Annotated in this window: 16 protein-coding genes; 11 read left to right on the top strand and 5 right to left on the bottom strand. The window is 69.0% G+C overall.

Going from position 1 to position 20,440, the window contains the following annotated elements:
* Nucleotides 1-70: 70 nt before the first annotated feature.
* Genes SBI80_RS14720 through SBI80_RS14710 form a run of 3 tightly spaced genes read right to left on the bottom strand, consistent with a single transcriptional unit; the run spans nucleotide 71 to nucleotide 2,042 of the window.
* Nucleotides 71-496, bottom strand: coding sequence for a TIGR02611 family protein (locus tag SBI80_RS14720; RefSeq protein WP_318975522.1), 426 nt, complete (start codon nucleotides 494-496; stop codon nucleotides 71-73).
* A complete protein-coding gene (locus tag SBI80_RS14715; protein WP_318975521.1) occupies nucleotides 493-1,119 on the bottom strand; it encodes a PaaI family thioesterase in 627 nt (208 codons plus the stop codon). The genes SBI80_RS14720 and SBI80_RS14715 overlap by 4 nt, the downstream gene beginning before the upstream one ends.
* Before the next feature lie 56 nt (nucleotides 1,120-1,175).
* Nucleotides 1,176-2,042, bottom strand: coding sequence for an aldo/keto reductase (locus tag SBI80_RS14710; RefSeq protein ID WP_318975520.1), 867 nt, complete (start codon nucleotides 2,040-2,042; stop codon nucleotides 1,176-1,178).
* A 37-nt stretch (nucleotides 2,043-2,079) separates the two neighbouring features.
* Here SBI80_RS14710 and SBI80_RS14705 point away from each other — a divergent pair, with 37 nt between their 5' ends.
* From SBI80_RS14705 to SBI80_RS14680, 6 genes are all read left to right on the top strand, one after another.
* Complete coding sequence (locus SBI80_RS14705; RefSeq protein WP_318975519.1) at nucleotides 2,080-2,577, top strand: DUF1990 domain-containing protein; 498 nt, start codon at nucleotides 2,080-2,082, stop codon at nucleotides 2,575-2,577.
* A gap of 49 nt (nucleotides 2,578-2,626) precedes the next feature.
* Nucleotides 2,627-3,070, top strand: a complete 444-nt coding sequence (locus tag SBI80_RS14700; protein ID WP_318975518.1) for a MarR family winged helix-turn-helix transcriptional regulator — start codon at nucleotides 2,627-2,629, stop codon at nucleotides 3,068-3,070.
* A complete protein-coding gene (locus SBI80_RS14695; protein ID WP_318975517.1) occupies nucleotides 3,071-4,756 on the top strand; it encodes an MFS transporter in 1,686 nt (561 codons plus the stop codon). It begins immediately after the preceding gene.
* Between the two features lie 36 nt (nucleotides 4,757-4,792).
* Nucleotides 4,793-5,179 (top strand): DUF2237 family protein, encoded by a 387-nt coding sequence (locus SBI80_RS14690; RefSeq protein WP_318975516.1) that lies wholly within the window; start codon nucleotides 4,793-4,795, stop codon nucleotides 5,177-5,179.
* Between the two features lie 217 nt (nucleotides 5,180-5,396).
* Nucleotides 5,397-6,572, top strand: a complete 1,176-nt coding sequence (locus SBI80_RS14685; protein WP_318975515.1) for an LLM class flavin-dependent oxidoreductase — start codon at nucleotides 5,397-5,399, stop codon at nucleotides 6,570-6,572.
* Nucleotides 6,569-7,930 carry an NtaA/DmoA family FMN-dependent monooxygenase gene (locus SBI80_RS14680; RefSeq protein ID WP_318975514.1) on the top strand — a complete coding sequence of 454 codons (1,362 nt, stop codon included), beginning with the start codon at nucleotides 6,569-6,571 and terminating at the stop codon, nucleotides 7,928-7,930. The genes SBI80_RS14685 and SBI80_RS14680 overlap by 4 nt, the downstream gene beginning before the upstream one ends.
* Before the next feature lie 2 nt (nucleotides 7,931-7,932).
* On the opposite strand, the gene SBI80_RS14675 is transcribed toward SBI80_RS14680, so the two are convergent.
* On the bottom strand, nucleotides 7,933-8,217 hold the full coding sequence (locus SBI80_RS14675; RefSeq protein WP_318975513.1) for a WhiB family transcriptional regulator: 285 nt from the start codon (nucleotides 8,215-8,217) through the stop codon (nucleotides 7,933-7,935).
* A gap of 199 nt (nucleotides 8,218-8,416) precedes the next feature.
* Between SBI80_RS14675 and SBI80_RS14670 the strand changes: the two genes are divergently transcribed.
* Entirely contained in the window at nucleotides 8,417-10,336 is a 1,920-nt protein-coding gene (locus SBI80_RS14670) for a potassium transporter Kup (protein WP_318975767.1), read from the top strand.
* Between the two features lie 13 nt (nucleotides 10,337-10,349).
* Here the strand turns inward: SBI80_RS14670 and SBI80_RS14665 are convergent, their stop codons facing one another.
* Complete coding sequence (locus SBI80_RS14665; RefSeq protein WP_318975512.1) at nucleotides 10,350-11,102, bottom strand: TMEM165/GDT1 family protein; 753 nt, start codon at nucleotides 11,100-11,102, stop codon at nucleotides 10,350-10,352.
* Nucleotides 11,103-11,656: 554 nt separating this feature from the next.
* Between SBI80_RS14665 and SBI80_RS14660 the strand changes: the two genes are divergently transcribed.
* Genes SBI80_RS14660 through SBI80_RS14645 form a run of 4 tightly spaced genes read left to right on the top strand, consistent with a single transcriptional unit; the run spans nucleotide 11,657 to nucleotide 20,438 of the window.
* Nucleotides 11,657-13,153: a DUF3375 domain-containing protein gene (locus tag SBI80_RS14660; protein ID WP_318975511.1), complete on the top strand. Its 1,497-nt coding sequence runs from the start codon at nucleotides 11,657-11,659 to the stop codon at nucleotides 13,151-13,153.
* Nucleotides 13,150-13,866: a DUF4194 domain-containing protein gene (locus tag SBI80_RS14655; protein WP_318975510.1), complete on the top strand. Its 717-nt coding sequence runs from the start codon at nucleotides 13,150-13,152 to the stop codon at nucleotides 13,864-13,866. The genes SBI80_RS14660 and SBI80_RS14655 overlap by 4 nt, the downstream gene beginning before the upstream one ends.
* Entirely contained in the window at nucleotides 13,859-17,242 is a 3,384-nt protein-coding gene (locus SBI80_RS14650; RefSeq protein ID WP_318975509.1) for an ATP-binding protein, read from the top strand. Before SBI80_RS14655 ends, SBI80_RS14650 begins: the two co-directional genes overlap by 8 nt.
* Before the next feature lie 40 nt (nucleotides 17,243-17,282).
* A complete protein-coding gene (locus SBI80_RS14645; RefSeq protein ID WP_318975508.1) occupies nucleotides 17,283-20,438 on the top strand; it encodes a bifunctional cytochrome P450/NADPH--P450 reductase in 3,156 nt (1,051 codons plus the stop codon).
* Nucleotides 20,439-20,440 lie beyond the last annotated feature (2 nt).

Genomic DNA, 20,440 nt, shown 5'->3' with positions numbered 1-20,440 from the left:
AGGGATATCGGGGTAGCGGAACGCGACCATGGTATCGGTGCTGGTGCTCGTGTTGAGCCCAACCTCCGGCTCAGCCCGACCCTAGGCCGAGCGGACTCTTCATCCACGGCTGCTCGATTCCCAGCCAGCCGGCGGCCAAGCTGACCGCCCCCAGCAGCCACAGCGTGCCCACCACTACGGCCGCGGTGAGCAGGAATCCGAACGCCTGCACCCACCGGCCCTGACTCTTGAACCAGTCCATGAAGCGGTCGTACCGCTCGCGGGTCCACTTCAGCAGTCGGCGGGCCCACTCGAACTCGGTGGCCAGGATCGCCAGACCGACGAACACGATGGCCCAGCCAGGACCCGGATAGGGGATCGCCACGATGCCCAGCGCCAGCACCGCCAGGCCGACGAATCCGACCACGATGCGATAGGTGAAGTTGGCGGTCGGCCGGTGCCGCAACCGGTCGCGCCAGTCGCCCAAGCGCTCCTTGACCTCGCCCAGCTTGCTCATGGCTGGCCAGGCAGCAGCTTCAGGAACAGCGCTTCGGCCTCGCACAGGACGTGGTCACCGTCGAGCAGTCGGCCGGACACGAAGATCTTGCGACCCTCGATGCGGTCGATTTCGGCCATCACCTGAAACTCCTTCTCCACCAGGGCGACCCTGCGGTAGTCGACGTGCAGGAACGCCGTTCGCTGCCGGGGACTTTTACCCAGCCTGAACGCCGTGAACCCGAGCAGCGAGTCGAACAGCAGCGCCAACGCCCCGCCGTGGACCGCGCCGTTGCGGCCGAGGTGGAACCGGCGGAAGCGTGCCGTGCCGGTGACCTTGCCATCCTCGGTGACTCGCAGGTCGACCGGGACCTGCATGATGTTGCCGCGGTTGGGCAGGTCCATTCGCCGGCCCGACGGCGAATGCCACTCGTCGGCGTCATAGGGCGCGAGCAGGCGGTTGACGTCCTCGATCAGGTGGGCCGCGCGCGTGATGACGTCGTCGGGGGCATCGGCGCCGCGCGTCAGATCCTGCAGGGTGCGGACGGCCGCGACGAACCGTCCGTAGTCGGGTCCGCCCCCGGTGGTCGGTACGGGTGGGTTGAATCCGCCGCCGCCGTGCGGGTCCTCGGGTGCGGTGGCCACGGCTCCACCGTATTGCGTGCGCCGAGCGCGGCGGCCGGCCGCACCCGTTCGCGCCGCTACTGCTCGGGTTCGGTGAGCGCCTCGAACTCGGCGTCGGTCAGCGTGACCTCGGCTGCGGCGACGTTCTCCTCGAGGTGCGCGACGCGGGACGTGCCGGGAATCGGCACCATCACCGGGGAACGCTTGAGCAGCCACGCCACCGCCAGCTGAGACGGCTTGACGCGGTGGTGTGACGCGATGCGTTGCAACGGTCCGCCGTCGGCGACCAGGGGGCCCGACCCCAGCGGCGCCCAGGGAATGAAGGCGATTTCCTGCGCCTCGCACGCCGCCAGCAGCGGGTCGGCGGTGCGCTCGGCCATGTTGTAGCGGTTCTGCACCGACGCGATGGGGGCCACCTGCTGCGCGGCGGTCAACTGGTCGACGGTGATCTCGGACAGGCCGATGTGGCGGATCTTGCCCTCCTTCTGCAGCGCCGCGAGCTCGCCGACCTGATCCTCGGCGGGGAACTTCGAGTCGATGCGGTGCAGCTGGAAGAGGTCGATGCGGTCGGTGCCGAGCCGGCGCAGGCTCATCTCGACCTCCTGCCGCAGATAGGCGGGGAAGCCGAGCGGCGTCCACTGATTCTCCCCCGTGCGCAGCAGACCGGCCTTGGTGGCGATGACGAGGCCGTCCCGATACGGGTGCAGTGCTTCGCGAATGAGCTCCTCGGCCACGTATGGCCCGTATGAGTTGGCGGTGTCGAAGAAGTCGATGCCGAGCTCGACCGCGCGGCGCAGCACGCGGATCGCCTCATCCCGGTCGTCGGGCGGACCCCAGATGCCGTTGCCCGTCAGCCGCATGGTGCCGAAGCCGAGCCGGTTGACGGTGAGGTCCCCGCCGATGGTGAACGTTCCGGACTTGCTGGCGATGTCGTTGGTGGTCACCGTGTCGACGGTACGCCGGCGGTGGCATGGTGAGGCGGTGAAGACGAGCGATCTGGCCGGCCTGCCACTGACCTATTCGGAGGTCGGTGCCACGGCCGGCGCGCTGCCCGCGGGATACCGCCACCTGCATGCCTCGGCGGTGATCGGACACGGGCGCGCCAGGTTCGAGCAGGCGGCCGAGGCAGTGCTGCGGTGGGGCATGCTGCGCGGGGCAGGGCTCCACGTCGATGCCACCACGGAGGTCGCCGGCGTCGGCTCAGAGGTGATCGTCGGCATCGGCCCCGTGCGAGCTCCGTGCCGGGTGGTCTACGTCGTCGACGAACCCGACCGACGCGGCTTCGCCTACGGCACGCTGCCCGGGCACGCCGAGACGGGTGAGGAGCTGTTCGCCGTCCGGTTCGACCCGACCGACGAATCGGTCCATGCCGAGGTGACGGCGTTCTCGCGGCACGGGACGTGGTGGAGCCGGTGTGCCGGCCCCGTCACCACCGCGGCCCAGACGCTGATCAGCCGGCGCTACCTTCGCGCACTGTAGGCATCCGCGCACGGCGTGACGATCAGGACGAACTGATAAGTTTGACCTGATGGCTTCCCGCTCCGAACACACCGACCGCGACGACGTCGCGCGGGCCCTGTTCGTGAGCATGGGATTGCTGCGGCGCCGGCTGCGGGCCTCCGGATCCCCCGGCGAGCTGACCTTCCCCGAGGTGGCCGCGCTGGCCCGGCTGGATCGCAACGGGCCGGCCACCTCGGCCGAACTCGCCCGCATCGAACAGATCAGCCCGCAGTCGATGGGGGCCACGCTGGCTGGCCTGGAGACGCGCGGCCTGGTGCGCCGCAGTGCCGACCCCGACGACGGCCGCCGGGTGGTGATGTCGGTGACCGACCACGGCCGGCGCGTCGTGGACCAGCGGCGCGACGTCCGGGTCGAGCAGATCGCCGCCGCGCTCGACGGGTTCAGCGACGACGAGCTGCAAAGGATCCGGGCCGCGACCACGCTGATCCAGCGCCTGGCGGACGGCCTCTAGGTGAGCCAGTCGACCGGAACCGCGACGCTAGCCCCGGCGGGCGACCGCTACCGGTGGGTCGTCCTGACCAACACCACCGCGGCGGTATTCATGTCGGCGCTGGACGGGTCGATCGTCATCATCTCGCTGCCCGCCATCTTCCGCGGCATCGACCTGGACCCGCTGGCGCCCACCAACATCGGATACCTGCTGTGGATGATCATGGGATACCGGCTGGTGCAGTCGGTTCTCGTCGTCTCCCTGGGCCGCCTCGGCGACATGTTCGGCCGGGTGCGCATCTACAACGCCGGCTTCACGGTGTTCACCTTCGCCTCCGTCATGTTGTCCTTCGACCCCTTCGCCGGTGGCCAGGCCGCAATGTGGCTGATCGGCTGGCGCGTCCTGCAGGCGGCCGGCGGATCCATGCTGACCGCCAACTCGGCCGCCATCCTGACCGACGCCTTCCCACCAGAGCGCCGGGGATTCGCCCTCGGCTTCAATCAGGTCGCCGCTCTCGGCGGTCAGTTCATCGGCCTGGTCGCGGGCGGCCTGCTCGCCGCATGGGATTGGCGGGCGGTGTTCTGGGTCAACGTGCCGGTCGGCATCTTCGGCACCATCTGGGCCTATCGCAAGCTGCGCGAACCGGCCGGCGGTCGCCGACCCGGCCGCATCGACTGGTGGGGCAATGCCACCTTCGCCGGGGGGCTCAGCGCCGTCCTGGTCGCCATCACCATGGGATTGCAGCCGCACGGCGGCCATCCGACGGGGTGGCAGAACCCGGTCGTGCTGATCGTCCTGGCAGCGGGAGTCCTGCTGCTGATCGCGTTCGTCGTCGTCGAGTCGCGGGTGGCCGATCCGATGGTGCGGCTCGAGCTGTTCCGCATCCGGGCGTTCGCGGCCGGCAATGCCGCCACGCTGGCGGCGTCGCTGGCCCAGGGCGGCATGCAGTTCATGCTCATCATCTGGCTGCAGGGCATCTGGCTGCCGCTGCACGGCTACGACTACGCCGACACCCCGCTGTGGGCAGGCATCTTCCTATTGCCGCTCACCGCGGGCTTCCTGGTCTCCGGCCCGCTGTCGGGCACCCTGTCCGACCGGTTCGGCACCCGCGGGATCGCCACGGCGGGCATGGTGCTGTTCGGCTCGACCTTCCTCGGGTTGATGGCCCTGCCGCTGGACTTTCCGTACTGGGCGTTCGCCGTCCTGATCGCGGCCAACGGCATCGGCAGCGGCATGTTCTCCGCTCCCAACACCTCGGCGATCATGAGCAGCGTCCCACCCGAGCAACGCGGGGTCGCCTCGGGCATGCGGGCCACGTTCCAGAACTCGGGCACCGCGCTGTCGATCGGCGTGTTCTTCTCCCTCATGGTGGCCGGGCTGTCGTCCCGGTTGCCCGAGGCCATGTCGACCGGCTTGATCCAGCAGGGCATCCCGCCGGACGTCGCCCACCAGGTGGGCGCCCTACCCCCGGTCGCGACGCTGTTCTCGGCCGTGCTCGGCGTCAACCCGCTGGAGCACCTGCTGGCTCCCACGGGCGCGTTGGCCGCGCTACCCGCCGCCAACCAGCAGACCATCACCGGCCGAGAGTTCTTCCCCCACCTCATCTCCGGGGCCTTCCAGCACGGCCTCGCCGTGGTGTTCCTCGCCTCCGCGGCGCTGGCCGCGCTGGCCGCGCTGGCATCGCTGATGCGCGGCCCCCGTCGCTAGACCGCGCCACGCCGCGGCGCAGTGGATACTGGGTCGATGGCTGATCGCAACGTGCTGGGCGGCCCGCTGGAGGATTGCGGCACCGATCCGCTGACCGGCTTCCATCGGGACGGTTGCTGCTCGACGGGCCCCCAGGACGTCGGCCTGCACACCATCTGTGCGGTGGTCACCACCGAGTTCCTCGAGCACCAGCGCAGCATCGGCAACGACCTCGTCACGCCCATGCCGCACTACCGCTTTCCCGGCCTGACCCCCGGTGACCGGTGGTGCGTCACGGCGGCGAATTGGCTTCGCGCCCACCAGGACGGGCGGGCCGCACCGGTCGTCCTCGCCGCCAGCCACGAGCGCACGCTCGACGTGGTGCCGCTGGAGGTGCTCCGCGAGCACGCCGTCGACGTCCCCGACGACCTCGGCAGCCTCTGAAACCGCTCGGCCCCCGCGGTATCGCGTATTGGCATCACCGTGCGCCGATCTCTTCCCTGCCCGGTCCCCAGCCCGACACTGATGCCACGAGCAGCACGAATGGTCTGCCGGAGCCGGCTGGGTGCGGACGACGAGTCCACGGTCCGCCAGCACGGCGGGATCATCTGCACCCGTGCTGGCGTTGACATGTCGACCGCGAACGAAAGCGAGGACGACCGTGCCCGGTAGTTCCGATGCCCTACATCTCGCCGTCGCGCTGGACGGGACGGGTTGGCACCCTGCCTCGTGGCGCGAGCCCGATGCTCGTCCGGCCGACCTGTTCACCGCCGGCTACTGGACCGATCTGGCCCTCGAGGCCGAGCGTGGATTGGTCGACTTCGTCACCATCGAGGACGGGCTGACCCTGCAGTTCGACCACCCCCTTCGTGCCGACGCACGCACCGACCGGGTGCGGGGCCGGCTGGACGCCACTCTGATCGCGGCCCGGGTCGCTCCCCGCACCAGGCACGTCGGTCTGATCCCGACCGTCGTCGTCACCCACACCGAGCCCTTCCACGCCTCGAAGGCGATCGCGACGCTCGACTACGTCAGCTCCGGCCGCGCGGGCATCCGCGTCCAGGTGACGGCGCGCCCCGAGGCGGCACGCCACTTCGGCCGTCGCACCGCCCCCGCCGACGTCGACGACCTCTTCACCGAGGCAGCCGAATACGTCGAGGTAGTTCGCCGGCTCTGGGACAGCTGGGAGGACGACGCCGAGATCCGCGACGTGGCCACGGGGCGGTTCATCGACCGGGACAAGCTGCACTACATCGACTTTCACGGCTCACGGTTCTCGGTCAAGGGACCGTCCATCACCCCGAGGCCGCCGCAGGGCCAGCCGATCGTGGCCGCGCTCGGGCACGTCGAGCAGGCCTACCGACTGATCGCGTCGAGCGCCGACGTCGGCTTCGTCACGCCCCACGACGCGTCCGAGACGACGGCCCTCGTCGACGAGATCGCCGCCCACCGCGGTGATCGTCCGCCCGTGCGGGTCCTCGCCGACCTGGTGGTGTTCCTCGACGACACCCAGCAGCAGGCGTCGGCACGGCGCGGTCGGCTCGACGAGGTCGCCGGAGCCGAATATCGCAGCGACGCCGAGATCTTCGTCGGCACCGCCAACCAGCTGGCCGACCTGCTGCAGCAGTGGCACGCGGCCGGGGCCGCCGGTTTCCGGCTGCGTCCGGCCACCCTGCCCCACGACTTGCGCCAGATCACCGCGAACCTGGTGCCCGAACTGCAGTCGCGCGGTCTGTTCCGCACCTCCTACCCCGGTGGCACGCTTCGTGACACGCTCGGCCTGTCCCGACCCGCCAACCGCTACTCGACCCACTCCACCATCGAGGAACGCGTATGACCAAGCACGAGAAGCAAGTTCACCTCGCCGCCCACTTCCCCGGGGTCAACAACACCACCGTATGGAGTGATCCGGCGTCGGGCAGCCACATCGACTTCAGCTCGTTCGTGCACTTCGCCCAGACGGCCGAACGCGGCAAGTTCGACTTCATGTTCCTCGCGGAGGGTTTGCGCCTGCGCGAACAGAACGGCCAAATCTACGATCTCGACGTCGTCGGGCGCCCGGACACCTTCACCGTGCTGGCCGCCCTAGCCGCCGTCACCGAGCGGCTCGGCCTCACCGGCACGATCAACTCGACGTTCAACGAGCCCTACGAGGTCGCGCGCCAATTCGCCTCACTGGACCATCTCTCCGACGGCCGCGCGGCGTGGAACGTCGTCACCTCCTGGGATGCGTTCACCGGCGAGAACTTTCGCCGCGGCGGCTTCCTCGCCGAGGATCAGCGCTACGAGCGCGCCGAGAGCTTCCTCGAGGCGACGCACACCCTGTTCGACTCGTGGCGCGGTGACGAGGTGGTCGCCGACACGGACGGCGGCGTCTTCCTCTCCGACCCGGAGGCGGGCTCGTTCAGCTACACCAGCGACCACTTCGACATCGAGGGCCGCTTCAACGTGCCGCGCAGCCCCCAGGGCAGGCCGGTCATCTTCCAGGCCGGCGATTCCGACCGTGGCCGCGAATTCGCCGCTGCCGCAGCCGATGCCATCTTCTCCAGGCACGGCACCCTGGAAGACGGGCAGGCCTTCTACGCCGACGTGAAGGGTCGGCTGGCCACCTACGGTCGGCGCCACGATCAGCTGCTGATCCTGCCCGCCGCGACGTTCGTGCTCGGTGACACCGATGCCGAGGCCGCCGAACTGGCGCACGAGGTACGGCTGGCGCAGGTCTCCCCACAGACGGCGATCAAGTTCCTCGAGCAGCTGTGGAACCGCGATCTGTCCGACCACGATCCAGACGGTCCCCTGCCGTCGGTCGACCCGGTCCTCGGCGAGAACACCGTCGCCCGTGGCCGTGCGAGCGTGCGGATGTATCGCGACCCGATCGCCACGGCCAACGAGTGGCGAGACCGCGCTGCGGCCAACGGATGGTCCACCCGCGAGCTCATCATCGAGGTGACCGGCCGCCAGAACTTCGTGGGGTCGGCTGCCACCATCGCCGCACGGATCAATGAACTGGTCCAGGCCGATGCCAGCGACGGATTCATCCTGGTGCCGCACGTGACGCCGACCGGCCTGGACGTCTTCGTCGACAAGGTCGTTCCGCTCCTGCAGGAGCGCGGGGTGTTCCGCACCAAGTACGAGGGCACCACGCTGCGCGATCACCTCGGACTCGCGGTGCCGGAGCGGGCCGGCGTGCGCTGAGGTCAGGCCCCGGCGGCGAACACCCGCGATCGTTCGCGCGCCGACATGGCGCCCCAGACGCCGTGCGGCTCACCCACGGTCAGCGCGTGCTCACGGCAGCGGGCTAGCACGGGGCACCGGCGGCAGATCCGCTTGGCTTGATCCTCTCGCGCCCGCAGGCCTGCTCGGCCGGCGTCTTCGGGGAAGAACACCTCGGGGGCCAGACGTCGGCAACTCCCCCGCTCCTGCCAGTTCCAGTCCTCTAGCAGTGGCCGCGGCGCCGAACTGCGATCGCGTGACGAACTCACCTGGGAACTCCCCTCTTCGGGTCGGTCGACCCGCAGTCTCACGGTCTCCGACGAACGGCGTGCCGACCAGAGATTGACTCGGCGTGAACCAAGGCCCTGACGCGTCGGTGTCTCGCCGCCCGTTCTCCGACCGGCGGTCTACGATCGGGCTTTGCCGGATCGACGCAAGGACACCGCCGTGCAGACCGACACCCAATCCGTGTCCACCGTCGGCGGTGCGCACCACGGCCCACCCTTTCGGGCGCTGCTGGTGGTCGGCGCGCTCGGCGTGGTCTTCGGGGACATCGGGACCAGCCCGATCTACACCCTGCAGACGCTGTTCGACCCGTCCGATCCGCACCCGGTGCCGATCAGCGTCGACAACGTCTACGGCCTGGTGTCACTGATCTTCTGGTCGGTGATGATCATCGTCACGCTGACCTACATCACCCTGGTGATGCGCGCCGACAACGAGGGTGAGGGCGGCATCATGGCGCTCATCACGATGCTCAAGCACGGGGCCGCCGCCCGTGGTCGCCGCACCGCCATCGTCTTGGCGGCCCTCGGGCTGTTCGGCGCGTCGCTGTTCTTCGGCGACAGCATGATCACTCCGGCGATCTCGGTGTTGTCCGCGATCGAGGGCATCAAGGTCGTCACGCCCGACCTGCAGGACTGGATCGTCCCGATCACCGCGGTGATCATCGTGGCGCTGTTCATGGTTCAGCGACACGGCACCGCCAAGGTGGGCCGGTTCTTCGGTCCGGTGATGATCCTGTGGTTCGTCTCGATCGGCGCCTTCGGCATTCGGGGCATCATCGGCCATCCCGAGATCCTCAAGGCACTGTCGCCGACGTACGCGCTGTCCTTCGTCTTCGGGCACTTCCACATCGCCTTCTTCGCACTGGCGGCGGTCGTGCTCGCGGTGACCGGCGCCGAGGCGCTCTACGCCGACATGGGCCACTTCGGCCGGCGTCCGATCACCCTGGCGTGGCTCTTCGTCGTGCTGCCCGCCTGCATCCTGAACTACTTCGGGCAGGGTGCGCTGATCCTCGGTGACGAACGGTCGGTGAGCGCCCCGTTCTTCCTGCTGATCCCCGGCTGGGCCCGGCTGCCCATGGTGCTGCTGGCCACCGCGGCCACGATCATCGCCTCGCAGGCCGTGATCACCGGCGCGTTCTCGGTGGCGGCGCAGGCGTCCAAACTCGGTCTGCTGCCCCGACTCCGCGTGGTGCACACCTCGGCGTCGGCCTACGGCCAGGTTTACGTCCCGACCATCAACTGGCTGCTCATGGTGTCGGTGCTCATCCTGGTGTTCGCCTTCGAGAGCTCGGCCAAGCTCGCCTACGCGTACGGCATGGCGGTGATCGGCACCATCACCATCGTCACCCTGCTGTTCTTCTATCTGGCCAGGACGCGGTGGGGCACCCCGCTCTGGATGGTGGTCATCGGCGGCGGGGCGCTCCTGCTGGTCGATCTGCTATTCCTGGCAGCCAACATGACCAAGCTGGTGCACGGTGCCTGGCTGCCGCTGCTGATCGCCGTGATCGCCTGGACGGTCATGATGACCTGGGAGCGGGGTCGCTACCTGGTCACCAAGGCACGCGACGAGGCCGAGGGGCCGCTGCGGGAGTTCATCGACGAGCTGTCCGCCTGTGATCCACCGCTGCTGCGCATCCCCGGCACCGCGGTGTTCCTGAACCGCGGAGACCAGACGGCCCCGCTGGCGATGCGCGCCAACGTCGACCACAACCACGCGCGTCACGAGCACGTGCTGATCGTGGCCGTCGACACCATGCCCGTACCCCGCGTCCCCGAGGACGGGCGGCTCGAGGTCGACGCGCTGGGCTACGCCAGGGACGGCATCATCCACGTCACCGTGAAGTTCGGCTACATGGAGCCGTCCGACGTTCCCGCGGCATTGCGGCTGCTCGATCCCGCGGACACCGAGGGGCCGATCGACCTCGACGACGCGTCCTACTTCCTGTCGAAGCTGGAGTTGGATCCGAGCAGGGAACCGACCATGGCGCAGTGGCGCAAGAGCCTGTTCGTCGCCACGTCGTATCTGACCGCCGATGCCACCGACTTCTTCCACCTGCCGCGGGACCGCACCGTCATCATGGGCTCGCGCATCGAGTTCTGAGCGCCGCTGGGGATCAGATCCTTGGCTGCGTCGACCCGTCGGTCACGGTGCCGTCCAGTTCGGCCGGTGCGACGGGCGCGACCGGCTCCGGCCGCAGCACGGCGGGCCGCAAACGTTCCGGCAGGGCGCGCAGCCCGGCCGCGACGACCGCGACGATGGCGATCGCCACCGCGGCGATCACGGCGACGGGGGCCGTCGGGAAGAAGTTCTCCAGCAGCATGTAGGCACCGAAGAGCAGGAACAGCGCAGCCGCGGCGATCTGGATGATGCGTTCGGGCAGGTGCTTTCCGGCCACGGCGCCGACCACGATGGCGAGACCGTCGGCGACGACCATGCCGAGGGTGGAGCCGATCCACACGCCCACCCAGTCGTGATCCGCGGCCAGGGTGATGGTCGCAAGCATCGTCTTGTCGCCGAGCTCGGCCAGCAGGAAGGCGGAGAAGACCACGAAGAATGCTGGCGCCGTTGCCTTTTCGGTTCGCGACGCCTCCTCGTCGCTGAGCTTGTCCCCGCGCAGGGTCCACAGCCCGAAGAAGACGAACATCACCCCGGCGATGATGCCGAGCAAGTGCGTGGGCAACGCCGCACCGAGGTAGTGCCCGATGGCGACGGACAGCACGTGCACGGCGGTGGTGGCAGCGGTGATCGCACCGAGCACCACCCACCAGCGGTAGCGCAGCGCGAACATCATCGCGACCAGTTGGGTCTTGTCACCCATCTCGGCGATGAAGATGACGGCGAAGCTCAGCAGGAAGGCGGCAAGCACCCGGGACTCCTCGGTCGTGTGGGGCCGCCGTCGGGGACGTGGAACGCCTCCGGCCGGCGACCTCGATGGTCGATACGGCCGAAGGTCTCGCCCACCGGTCGGTTCGACCGGTTCGGATGACCGGGTGACACGTCCAGAACCCGTGCGACCAGTATGTCGATCATCCGATTGGGGGCTACTCCCCTTCGCCTTCGCCGAGGCTACCCTTCGTCGCCAGCGACGCGCAACTCGTGGTGCCCGAAAAGCCAATGCCCACAATAATTTTGGGCGACATGGTCAGGAAAGTTCGGGCACCCTGACACCGCCGGCCAGCCCACCCGGAACCGCCTTCGGGCAACCAAGGCCCCGCACCGACCGATCACACGGGAACGGCGCCGCGCCCCACGTCACTAGCCTCGATTCGGCCCCGGGCGTGGGACGGGTGCGACGGCTGAGACCCCTGGGGCGGCCAGCACCCGACACGCGGGCGCCGCCACCCGGGCAGCGCCCTCGACGTCCCCGCCGTGCCCTATCTTGGACCGTCGACCCCACGACCGAGCCGAGGAGGGACACGGGTGGACGACGACACGGCGCTGACCGCCGCCGAGCTCCTCGAGCGCAACCGCGACATCCAGGGCTCGCCGACGCTGCGGCTGCTGGCCACCCTCAACCTCGGCGTCTACGCCACCCTGATGGAGCGCCACCTCAGTGGCGGCGTGGTCCCCGAGACCGAGCTCGTCGTCCAGCTCGAGCGCGACCTCGAGGATCTCGGACGCCCCGGTGGCGAACAGTCCGGCCTGGGCCTGATCAAGTCGTGGGCCAGCCAGGGCTGGCTGCACCGGGTCGCCGACCAGCGCTCCGGCGTCGAGCGCAACCTCTGTTACCCGACCCAGGAAGCGCGCCGCGCACTGGACTTCCTGCGCGGCATGCGCCGGCAGGACACCATTGCCACGGGTGGCTCCATCAACGGCATCGCGTCGCGGCTCAAGCAGGTCGCGATCCGGGTGGGCAACGACCCCGTCCGCGTCCGCGCCGGCATCGAGGCCGAGATCGCGGCCCTGCACGCCGAGCTGGATGCGCTCGACGCCGAGGCCGCGACGGGTCGCGAGGGTCGGGTGCGGTCCGACGCCGACCTGACCGACGTGTACGACGAGGCCCGCGCCATCGCCCTGCAGATGGAACGTCTCATCACCGACATCGGCCAGTACGGAACGATGATCGAGCAGGCCACCGCCGCACTGGACGAGCCAATCGACACCAACGTCGAGTACCGCGACCGGCAGCGTCAGATGTATGCCGACTACCAGGCCGCCTGGGATTCCCAGGGCAGGGATAGCCACCGCGCCTTCCTGCGAATGATCAACGATCCCGACCAGCGCGCGGAGTTCGAGGCCGACGTGGCGGCGGTCGCCGAGGCATTGCCCGCGCTCGATCCCGCGCTGCGCAGGGTGATGGCGGGGTTCTTCGAGCTCGTCGGGCACCAGATCGACGAGGTGGAACGCATCCAGCAGCGATGCGCTCAGCGGGTCAAGCGATTCACCGCCTTCGGCACCCTCGAGCAGAGTCGCGGCGTGGCCCGTCAGCTCGGTGATGCCATCGGTGCCGCCCGCGCCCTGCTGAAGGCGTCGCTGACCGATTCGCGGCTCGACCTGGAGCTGCCGCTCGCCCGCCATGCCTTCACCTCGATCGGTGCGCTGAGCTTCCGCATCGGCGACCTGTCCAACCCCCGACCCGCCGAGGTGGCCCACGGCGAGGTCGACCTGTCCAGCTTCGCCGCGCTCACCACGCAGGTCGACGCGCCCGCCATGTCGGAGATGATCAACGCCGCGATCGTCGACGGGCCGCTGTCACTGCCGGATGCGGTGGAACTGCTCGACTCGGCCTACCTTGGTCACGTCATCGTCCTGTGGTCCTGGGCGCTCAAGCAGACCGGCCAGCCCCACCTCGACGGTCAGGGCGCCGAATCGGTCACGGTCCGCTTCCAGTCGCTGGACGGGCGCGACCGCGAGATGGAGGTCCCGCGCCTGATGTTCACCGAACCGATCTCGACCCTGTTGGGAGCCGCGTCGTGACCGCCCCGTCCGCCGACGACTACGCCGCGCTCTCCGCGTTGCCCCAGGTCGATCAGACCGCGCGCATGCCGCACCAGCGGCGACCCCGGTTCGACGGTGACGTAAGCGAACTGCCCGACCGCGCCTGCTGGGCCCTGCAGCAGCTACTGACTCGGCGCTATCTCAGCGCGGAGTCGGATCGCGATCTCTACACCTGGGTGCTGGAGTACCGCGATCAGCTCACCGTGCGGCTCTCCGAACTGGACCTGATGCTGCGCATCGTCGAGAGCGGCTTCGAGAACGCCGGCATCGCCTTCGTCGAGCAGGCCCGGTACGAATCGGCGCGGGGCGCCAAACTGCTCCGCCGCGAACCGCTGGGCACCTACGACTCGATCCTGGCCCTTCACCTGGCCCAGATGATGCGCGCCTCCGGCGATCAGGCGGTGTTGATCAGCCGCGACGAGGTGCACGGGTTGTTCTCCGGCGTGCTCAACGACGTCGACCGGGACACCGTGACGTTCACCGCGCGCATCGACGGTGCGATCGCGCGGTTGACCGCGCTGGAGATCCTGCGCCGCAGCCGCGACGACGAGGACAGCTACACCGTCAGCCCGGTGATCAACGCCGTCATGACGGCATCGGTGATCGCCGAGCTGCAGCAGCAGTTCGAGACGTTGCTGGGCGGTGGGATACCCGCCGAGCAGGATGAACGGGAAGCGACGGTCGATGCCTGAACAGTTCCATCTGTCCCGCCTGCAGGTCATCAACTGGGGTGTGTTCGACGGGTATCACAGCATCCCGTTCAGCGCGGGCGGGGCACTGATCGCCGGCGCCTCCGGCAGCGGCAAATCCTCACTGCTGGACGCGATCTCGCTGGGCTTCCTGCCGTTCAACCGGCGTAACTTCAACGCCTCCGGTGACAATTCCGCGGCCGGTTCCAACGCGGGCCGGCGCACGGTCGACAAGTACGTCCGCGGAGCCTGGGGGCAGCGCAGCGACGCCGGTGCCAGCCGGGTGATGTACCTGCGCGGCGACGGCACCGCCTGGTCTGCCGTAGCGGTCACCTACACCAGCACCACCGGGCGGGCGGTCACCGGTCTGGTGCTCAAGTGGCTGACCGGGGAGTCGCGGTCGGACTCCTCGAGCCGGTTCGTGCTCGCCGACGGCGACCGCGACATCGAGGACGTGTGCAACCGCTGGGCGGCCGGGCGCTTCGACTCCGGGGTGTTCAAGGACGACGAGTGGAGGTTCTCCACCAAGGTCGAATCGCAGTACCTTGCCCAGCTGTACGCCACCATCGGCATCCGGGCCTCCGACGCGGCCCAGCAGCTGCTCGGAAAGGCCAAGTCGCTCAAGAGCGTTGGCGGCCTGGAGCAGTTCGTCCGGGAGTTCATGCTCGACGAGCCCAGCAGCCTGGCCCGGCTCCCCGAGGCACTCAAGCAGATCGATCCGCTGGTCGAGGCGCGCGAGCTGCTTGCCGTCGCGCAGCGCAAGCGCAAGATCCTCGGAGACATCGAGAAGATTCAGCAACGCTACGGTTCGGAGTCCTCGGACCTGGGCATCATCGACCTCGTCGACCAGCCGATGGTGCGGGCCCACACCGACCACGTGCGGCTGGCACAGTGCCCCGGGCAGATCCAGGCGCTGGACGCCACCATCGATCAGCTCGGCAACGAGTACGAGGACGTCACCCGACAGCTGAATCTCGCCAAGGCCGAGGGTGATTCGCTCAATGCACAGATCAGTGGTTCGAGCGCGAGCATCGGACCGCTGCAGTCGCAGGTGGCCGGCGCCGAGGCGCAGGCCGAGGAGGTGTCGCGCCGGCGCGCCGCCTATGAGTCGCTCATCACCGCCCAGGGACTCGACGTCCCCGACACCGCCGACGAGTTCTGGAACCTGCGCGAGGAACTCACCACCTCGATCACCGAGCTGCTGGCCAAGCTCGACCGCGGCCGGGAAGCCTCCACCGACGCCGAGTACGCGCAGAAGGTCGCCCGGATCGCTCGCGATGACGCCGCCAAGGAACTCAAGCGCGTCGAGCACGTCGGTTCGGCCCTGCCCGAGTTCGCGATCACCATGCGCGAGCACATCTGCGCCGCGGTGGGCATCGACGCGGCCCAGTTGCCATACGTCGCCGAGCTGATGGACCTGCGGCCCGAGCAGAACCGCTGGCGCGTCGCGGTGGAGAAGGTGCTGCGCGGGGTCGGTCTGCGCCTGCTCGTTCCCGACAGTCACTACGCAGCGGTGCTGCGCTTCGTCAACGAGACCAACATGGGCGGGCGCCTGCAGCTGCACCACGTCCGTGCCTCCTTCATGGGTGCGGCACCCGTCGAGGCCGAGCCGAACACGTTGGCGGGCAAGCTGTTCCTGGTCGACCCGGCGCACGTCTGCGCCGCCGAGGCAGCCGACGTGGTCGCCGCCGCCGGGGACCACGTCTGCGTCGACGGGCCCGACCTCTTCCCACGCTTCCGGCGCGCCGTCACCGACGCGGGCCTCTACAAGGACTCCGACCGGCTGGCCATCAAGGACGACAGGCGCCCGCTCAAGCAGTCCGACTTCATCTACCAGGGTGACGTCGCGGCGAAGATCGATGCGCTGACGGTCGATCTCGCCCAGGCCGAGGAGGCCTATCAGCGGGCCCGGCGGGCGGCCGACGACATCGCCGCCGAACGCCAGCGGTGGCGGGACCGGGCGGCGGCCTACAGGGCGATCTGCGAACAGTTCCCGCAGTGGAACCAGATCGACACCGAGACCGCCGACGGTCATGCCGATCGCCTGCGCGACCAGTACGAGCTGCTGCTGGCCGAGCATCCCGACATCGAGGCGCTCAACGCGCGGGCCGATCAGTGCTGGGAGGAGATCCAGACGCTGATGACCCGGCGCGGGGCCATCCAGACCCGCCGGGACGATCTCGACGGCCGGCGAACCCGACTGCTGGAGCTCTCGGAGCGGTTGACGCCCGCGTTCGTCTCGGAGCCGTTGACCGAACTGCTGAACCGCTACGCCGCCGACGTCCCGGTGACGCTGGAGTTGCTCAACCCAGAACCACACCGGGAGGCGGTGTTCACGGCGATCCGCCGCGAGCGCGAGCAGCTGCGCGAGAGTCGCAGACGCTCCTACGACGAGCTGGCCCGCATCCTCAACACGTTCGACACGGCGTTTCCCGAGGCGATCCCCAACGACAGCGACGTCTTCGACGAGCGCGTGCACGACTACGTGGCCCTGTGCCGGCACATCGACGAGCGCGAGCTGCCCGAAGCCTACGACCGGATGATGCGGCTGGTCACCGAGCAGGCGCCCGACGCGATTCTGACGCTGCACCGGGTCGCCGAGCAGGAAACACGGCGGATCAGCGAGCAGATCGCCCGCGTCAACACCGGTCTGGGGTCGGTGGAGTTCAACCGCGGCACCCGCTTGACCCTGCGTGCCACGCCCCGCAGCCTGACCGCCGTCGCCGAATTGACCGAGATCGTCAAGGCCATCTCGCGACGCATCGCCGAGGTGGGGCTCGGTGACAAGCAAGCGATCCTCGACCAGTACGCCGACATCCTGCGGTTGCGAAACCGGTTGGCGTCCACCGCACCCGAGGACAAGGCGTGGACGCGGGACGCACTCGACGTGCGCAACCGGTTCACGTTCGACTGCGCCGAGTGGGACACCCATACCGAAGAGCTCATCCGCACTCACAGCAACGCCGGCGACAACTCCGGCGGCGAGCAGGAGAAGCTGATGGCGTTCTGTCTGGCTGGTGCGCTGAGCTTCAACCTGGCTGCGCCCTGCACTGTGGAATCAGACGAAGCCAACCGGCCGGTGTTCGCGCAGCTGATGCTCGACGAGGCGTTCTCCAAATCCGATCCGCAGTTCGCCCAGCAGGCCCTGCAGGCCTTCCGCAAGTTCGGCTTCCAGCTCGTCATCGTCGCGACGGTGCAGAACGCGACCACCATCCAGCCCTACATCGACAGCGTGGTGATGGTGTCGAAGAAGGAAGCGACCGGTCGCGACGCCCGCCCGGTGGCGACGGTGGCGAGCAAGACGATCTCGGAGTTCACCACGCTGCGTCACGAGATGCGGGCATCGGCGGCGGGAGCCCGGGTGCCGCAACCCGTCTAACCTCACCTCGGCGGGCCCGCGGTGGATCTATCATCCGCGAATGATCGAGTACGCGCCGTCGTCACCGCCCCAGCTCTCCGACGTCCCCACAGCCGAAGGCCCCCTGCCCACGTGGACGGATCTGGCGGGGCGGCCCCATGCGCTACCGGTGGACGTGCTCGGCGAGTTGCACGGGCCGCTGTTCTACGCCGACTTCAGCGGCGTCCGCAAGCTGTACGTCTGCTCGCTGGCCCTGGTCGAGGAGCTTTGTGACGAGACGCGGTTCGCCAAGAACCTGACCGAGTCCCTGGCCCGGGTTCGCCCGCTGGCCGGGGACGGATTGTTCACCGCGTACTTCGGCGAGCCGAATTGGCAACGCGCACACGATGTTCTGCTGCCAGGTTTCAGCTACGCCGGTCTGCGTTCGTATCACGCCGCGATGCTGGAGGTCAACGACCAGCTGGTGGCCCGCTGGGATGCGCGTGCCGGACGGCAGCCGGTGAACGTCTCCGACGACCTGCAGAAGCTCGCGATGGACACCGTCGGGCTGGCCGGTTTCGGCGCGCGCTTCGAGTCGTTCGAACACGACGGCTTGGCCCCGGTGCCAAGGAGTTTCACCGATGCGTTCACCGAGTTGGTGACCCACGGAGTCACACCGCAGTTCAATGCCGAGCTGGCGAACCTGCACGCCTACTTCGACCACCTGATCGACGCGCATCGCGCCGAGGCCGCCCCCGACGTCGACGACCTGCTGTACGTCATGCTCGGCCGCGATGCCGACGGCGCACCGGTGCTCGACGCGGACAACGTGCGCAACCAGATCATGACGTTCCTGATCGCGGGGCAGCTCACCACCTCGGAGCTGATGCCGAATGCCCTCTACGATCTGCTGCACCATCCTGCGGTGCTGGCACGGGTTCGAGCCGAGGTGGACGAGGTCTTCGGCCCCGACGACGAGCACCTGCCCACCTACGACGACGTCGGCAAACTGACCTATCTGAGGCAGGTGCTCAACGAGACCCTGCGCCTGTCTCCGCCGGTACTGAGCTTCGATCGAATGGCATTGGCGGACACGGTGATCGGGGATCGCTATCCGGTTGGGAAGGGCGAGGCGCTCACCGTGCTGACCGGGGCGTTGCACCGGCAACCGGAGTGGGGCGACAACGCCGAGCTCTTCGACCCGGATCGATTCGAACCCACCGCCGCGGCCGCCCGCCCCGCGGCGTTGTTCAAGCCCTTCGGTACCGGCGCGCGCTCGTGCATCGGTCGGCAGTTCGCGCTGCACGAGGCCACACTGGCGATCGCCCGGCTGGTCCATCGCTACCGCCTGATCGATTCACGGCACTACGTGCGGCGCTGGGAGGGCCCGCGGAGCCGGCGGCCGGTTGGTTTCCAGCTCGACCTGATCCGGCGCACACCTGCCGAGCGGCACCGCGAGGCGACGACGCCGACGCCGGCCTCCCACGGTGCACGCACCCCGGCGTCGCGGGTCAAGGCCGGGACCACCCTATCGATCCTGCACGGCTCGAATCTCGGCACCTGCCGGGCGTTGGCCAGCCAGCTCGCCCAGGAGGCCACCGACATCGGCTGTACCGCAACGGTCGGGCCCCTCGACGGCGCCGTCGGCCGGCTGCCCGAGTCGGACGCCACACTCATCGTCGCGTCGTCGTACAACGGTCAACCAACCGACGACGCCCGCGAGTTCTACACCTGGCTGCTCGGCCCGGACGCCGGGTTGCCCCGCCCCCTCGACTTCGCGGTGCTCGGCGTAGGGGACCACAACTGGGCCGACACCTACCAGGCCGTACCCGAGCGCATCGAGGAACGGCTGACCGAACTCGGCGGCCGGCCACTGGTCCCGCGGGCCTCGGCGGACACCTCCGGCGATCTGAACGGGACGGTCGAGCAGTTCTCGACTGCGCTGTGGTCGGCCATCTCCCAGCGCCATGGTGATCCGGACGCCGCGGCGGTGACCACCGACGACGAGCCGCTCTACGACCTGCATCCCATCGTCGGTCCGGTGACCGCGGCGATCGACGCTCGGTTCGACGTGGTGCCGATGACGGTCGTGCTCAACGACGAGCTGGTCAGTGACGACAACGCACTCGGCCAGGCCAAACGCTATGTCCGGGTGGAGTTGCCACATGGCGTCGAGTATCACACCGGTGACCACCTCACGGTGCTCGCGGACAACCCGCCCGACGTCGTCGACGCGGTGTTGAACGCCCTCGGCATCGATCCGAACCTGCGCCTGTCGATCAACCCCCGCCGCACGTCGCGCCGGCTCATCGCCCTCGACCGCGAGGTCAGCGTGCGCGAACTGCTCACCCACTTCGTCGAACTGCGCAAGGCCGCGACACCCAGCCAGTTGCGCAAACTCGCCTCGGCCAATCCCTGCCCGCCGGAGCGGCAACGGCTCGAGGAGCTCGCCGCGTCCCCTGATCCATGCGTGCTCAGCCCACTGGAGTGCATCCGGGAGTTCCCGGCATGCGAACTCACCGGCGCCGGACTGCTGGAACTGCTCGAACCGATGACGCCACGGCACTATTCGATCGCGTCGTCGTCTCGGCTGTCGCCCGCTGAGGTCGCCCTCGTGGTGAGCGTGCTCGGGACGCCAGCCCGTTCGGGCAGCGGCATGTTCAAGGGGGTGGCGTCGAACCACCTCGCCGCGATTGCACCGGGGGCTCGGATCCGCGCCAGGGTCGATCCTGCCCGGCAGGCGTTCCGGGCGGGAGCCGACCCCGAGCGGAACGTGATCCTGGTCAGCGCAGGCACCGGCGTCGCACCGTTCTGCGGCTTCCTTGGCGATCGCCTGGCGGCCAAGCGGGACGGCCGACCCTTCTCGCCCGCCCTGTGTTTCTTCGGCGTACGAGACCCCAACGTGGACTACATCTTCCGGGAGCAGTTCGAAGACGCCGAACGGCAGGGAATCGTCCGGATGCGGCCGGCGTTCTCCCGCGCCCCGCAGAACGGCGTGCGATACGTGCAGGACCGGATCGCTGCGGACGCCGACGAGGTGTGGGAGCTGCTCGGTGACCCTGCTCGGGACGCCCACGTCTACGTCTGTGGCGACGGCGGCAAGATGGCCCCGGCGGTACGGCAGGCCTTCCTGGACGTCTACCGGGCGCGGACCGGTGCCGACGAGAGCCAGGCCCGCGACTGGCTGATCGGCCTGGTGGAGTCCGACCATTACGTCGAGGACGTCTGGGCGGGTTGATC

It is taken from the genome of Mycolicibacterium sichuanense (genome assembly GCF_033741125.1).
GTDB lineage: Bacteria > Actinomycetota > Actinomycetes > Mycobacteriales > Mycobacteriaceae > Mycobacterium.
This window is presented reverse-complemented; position numbering and strand designations above follow the sequence as displayed.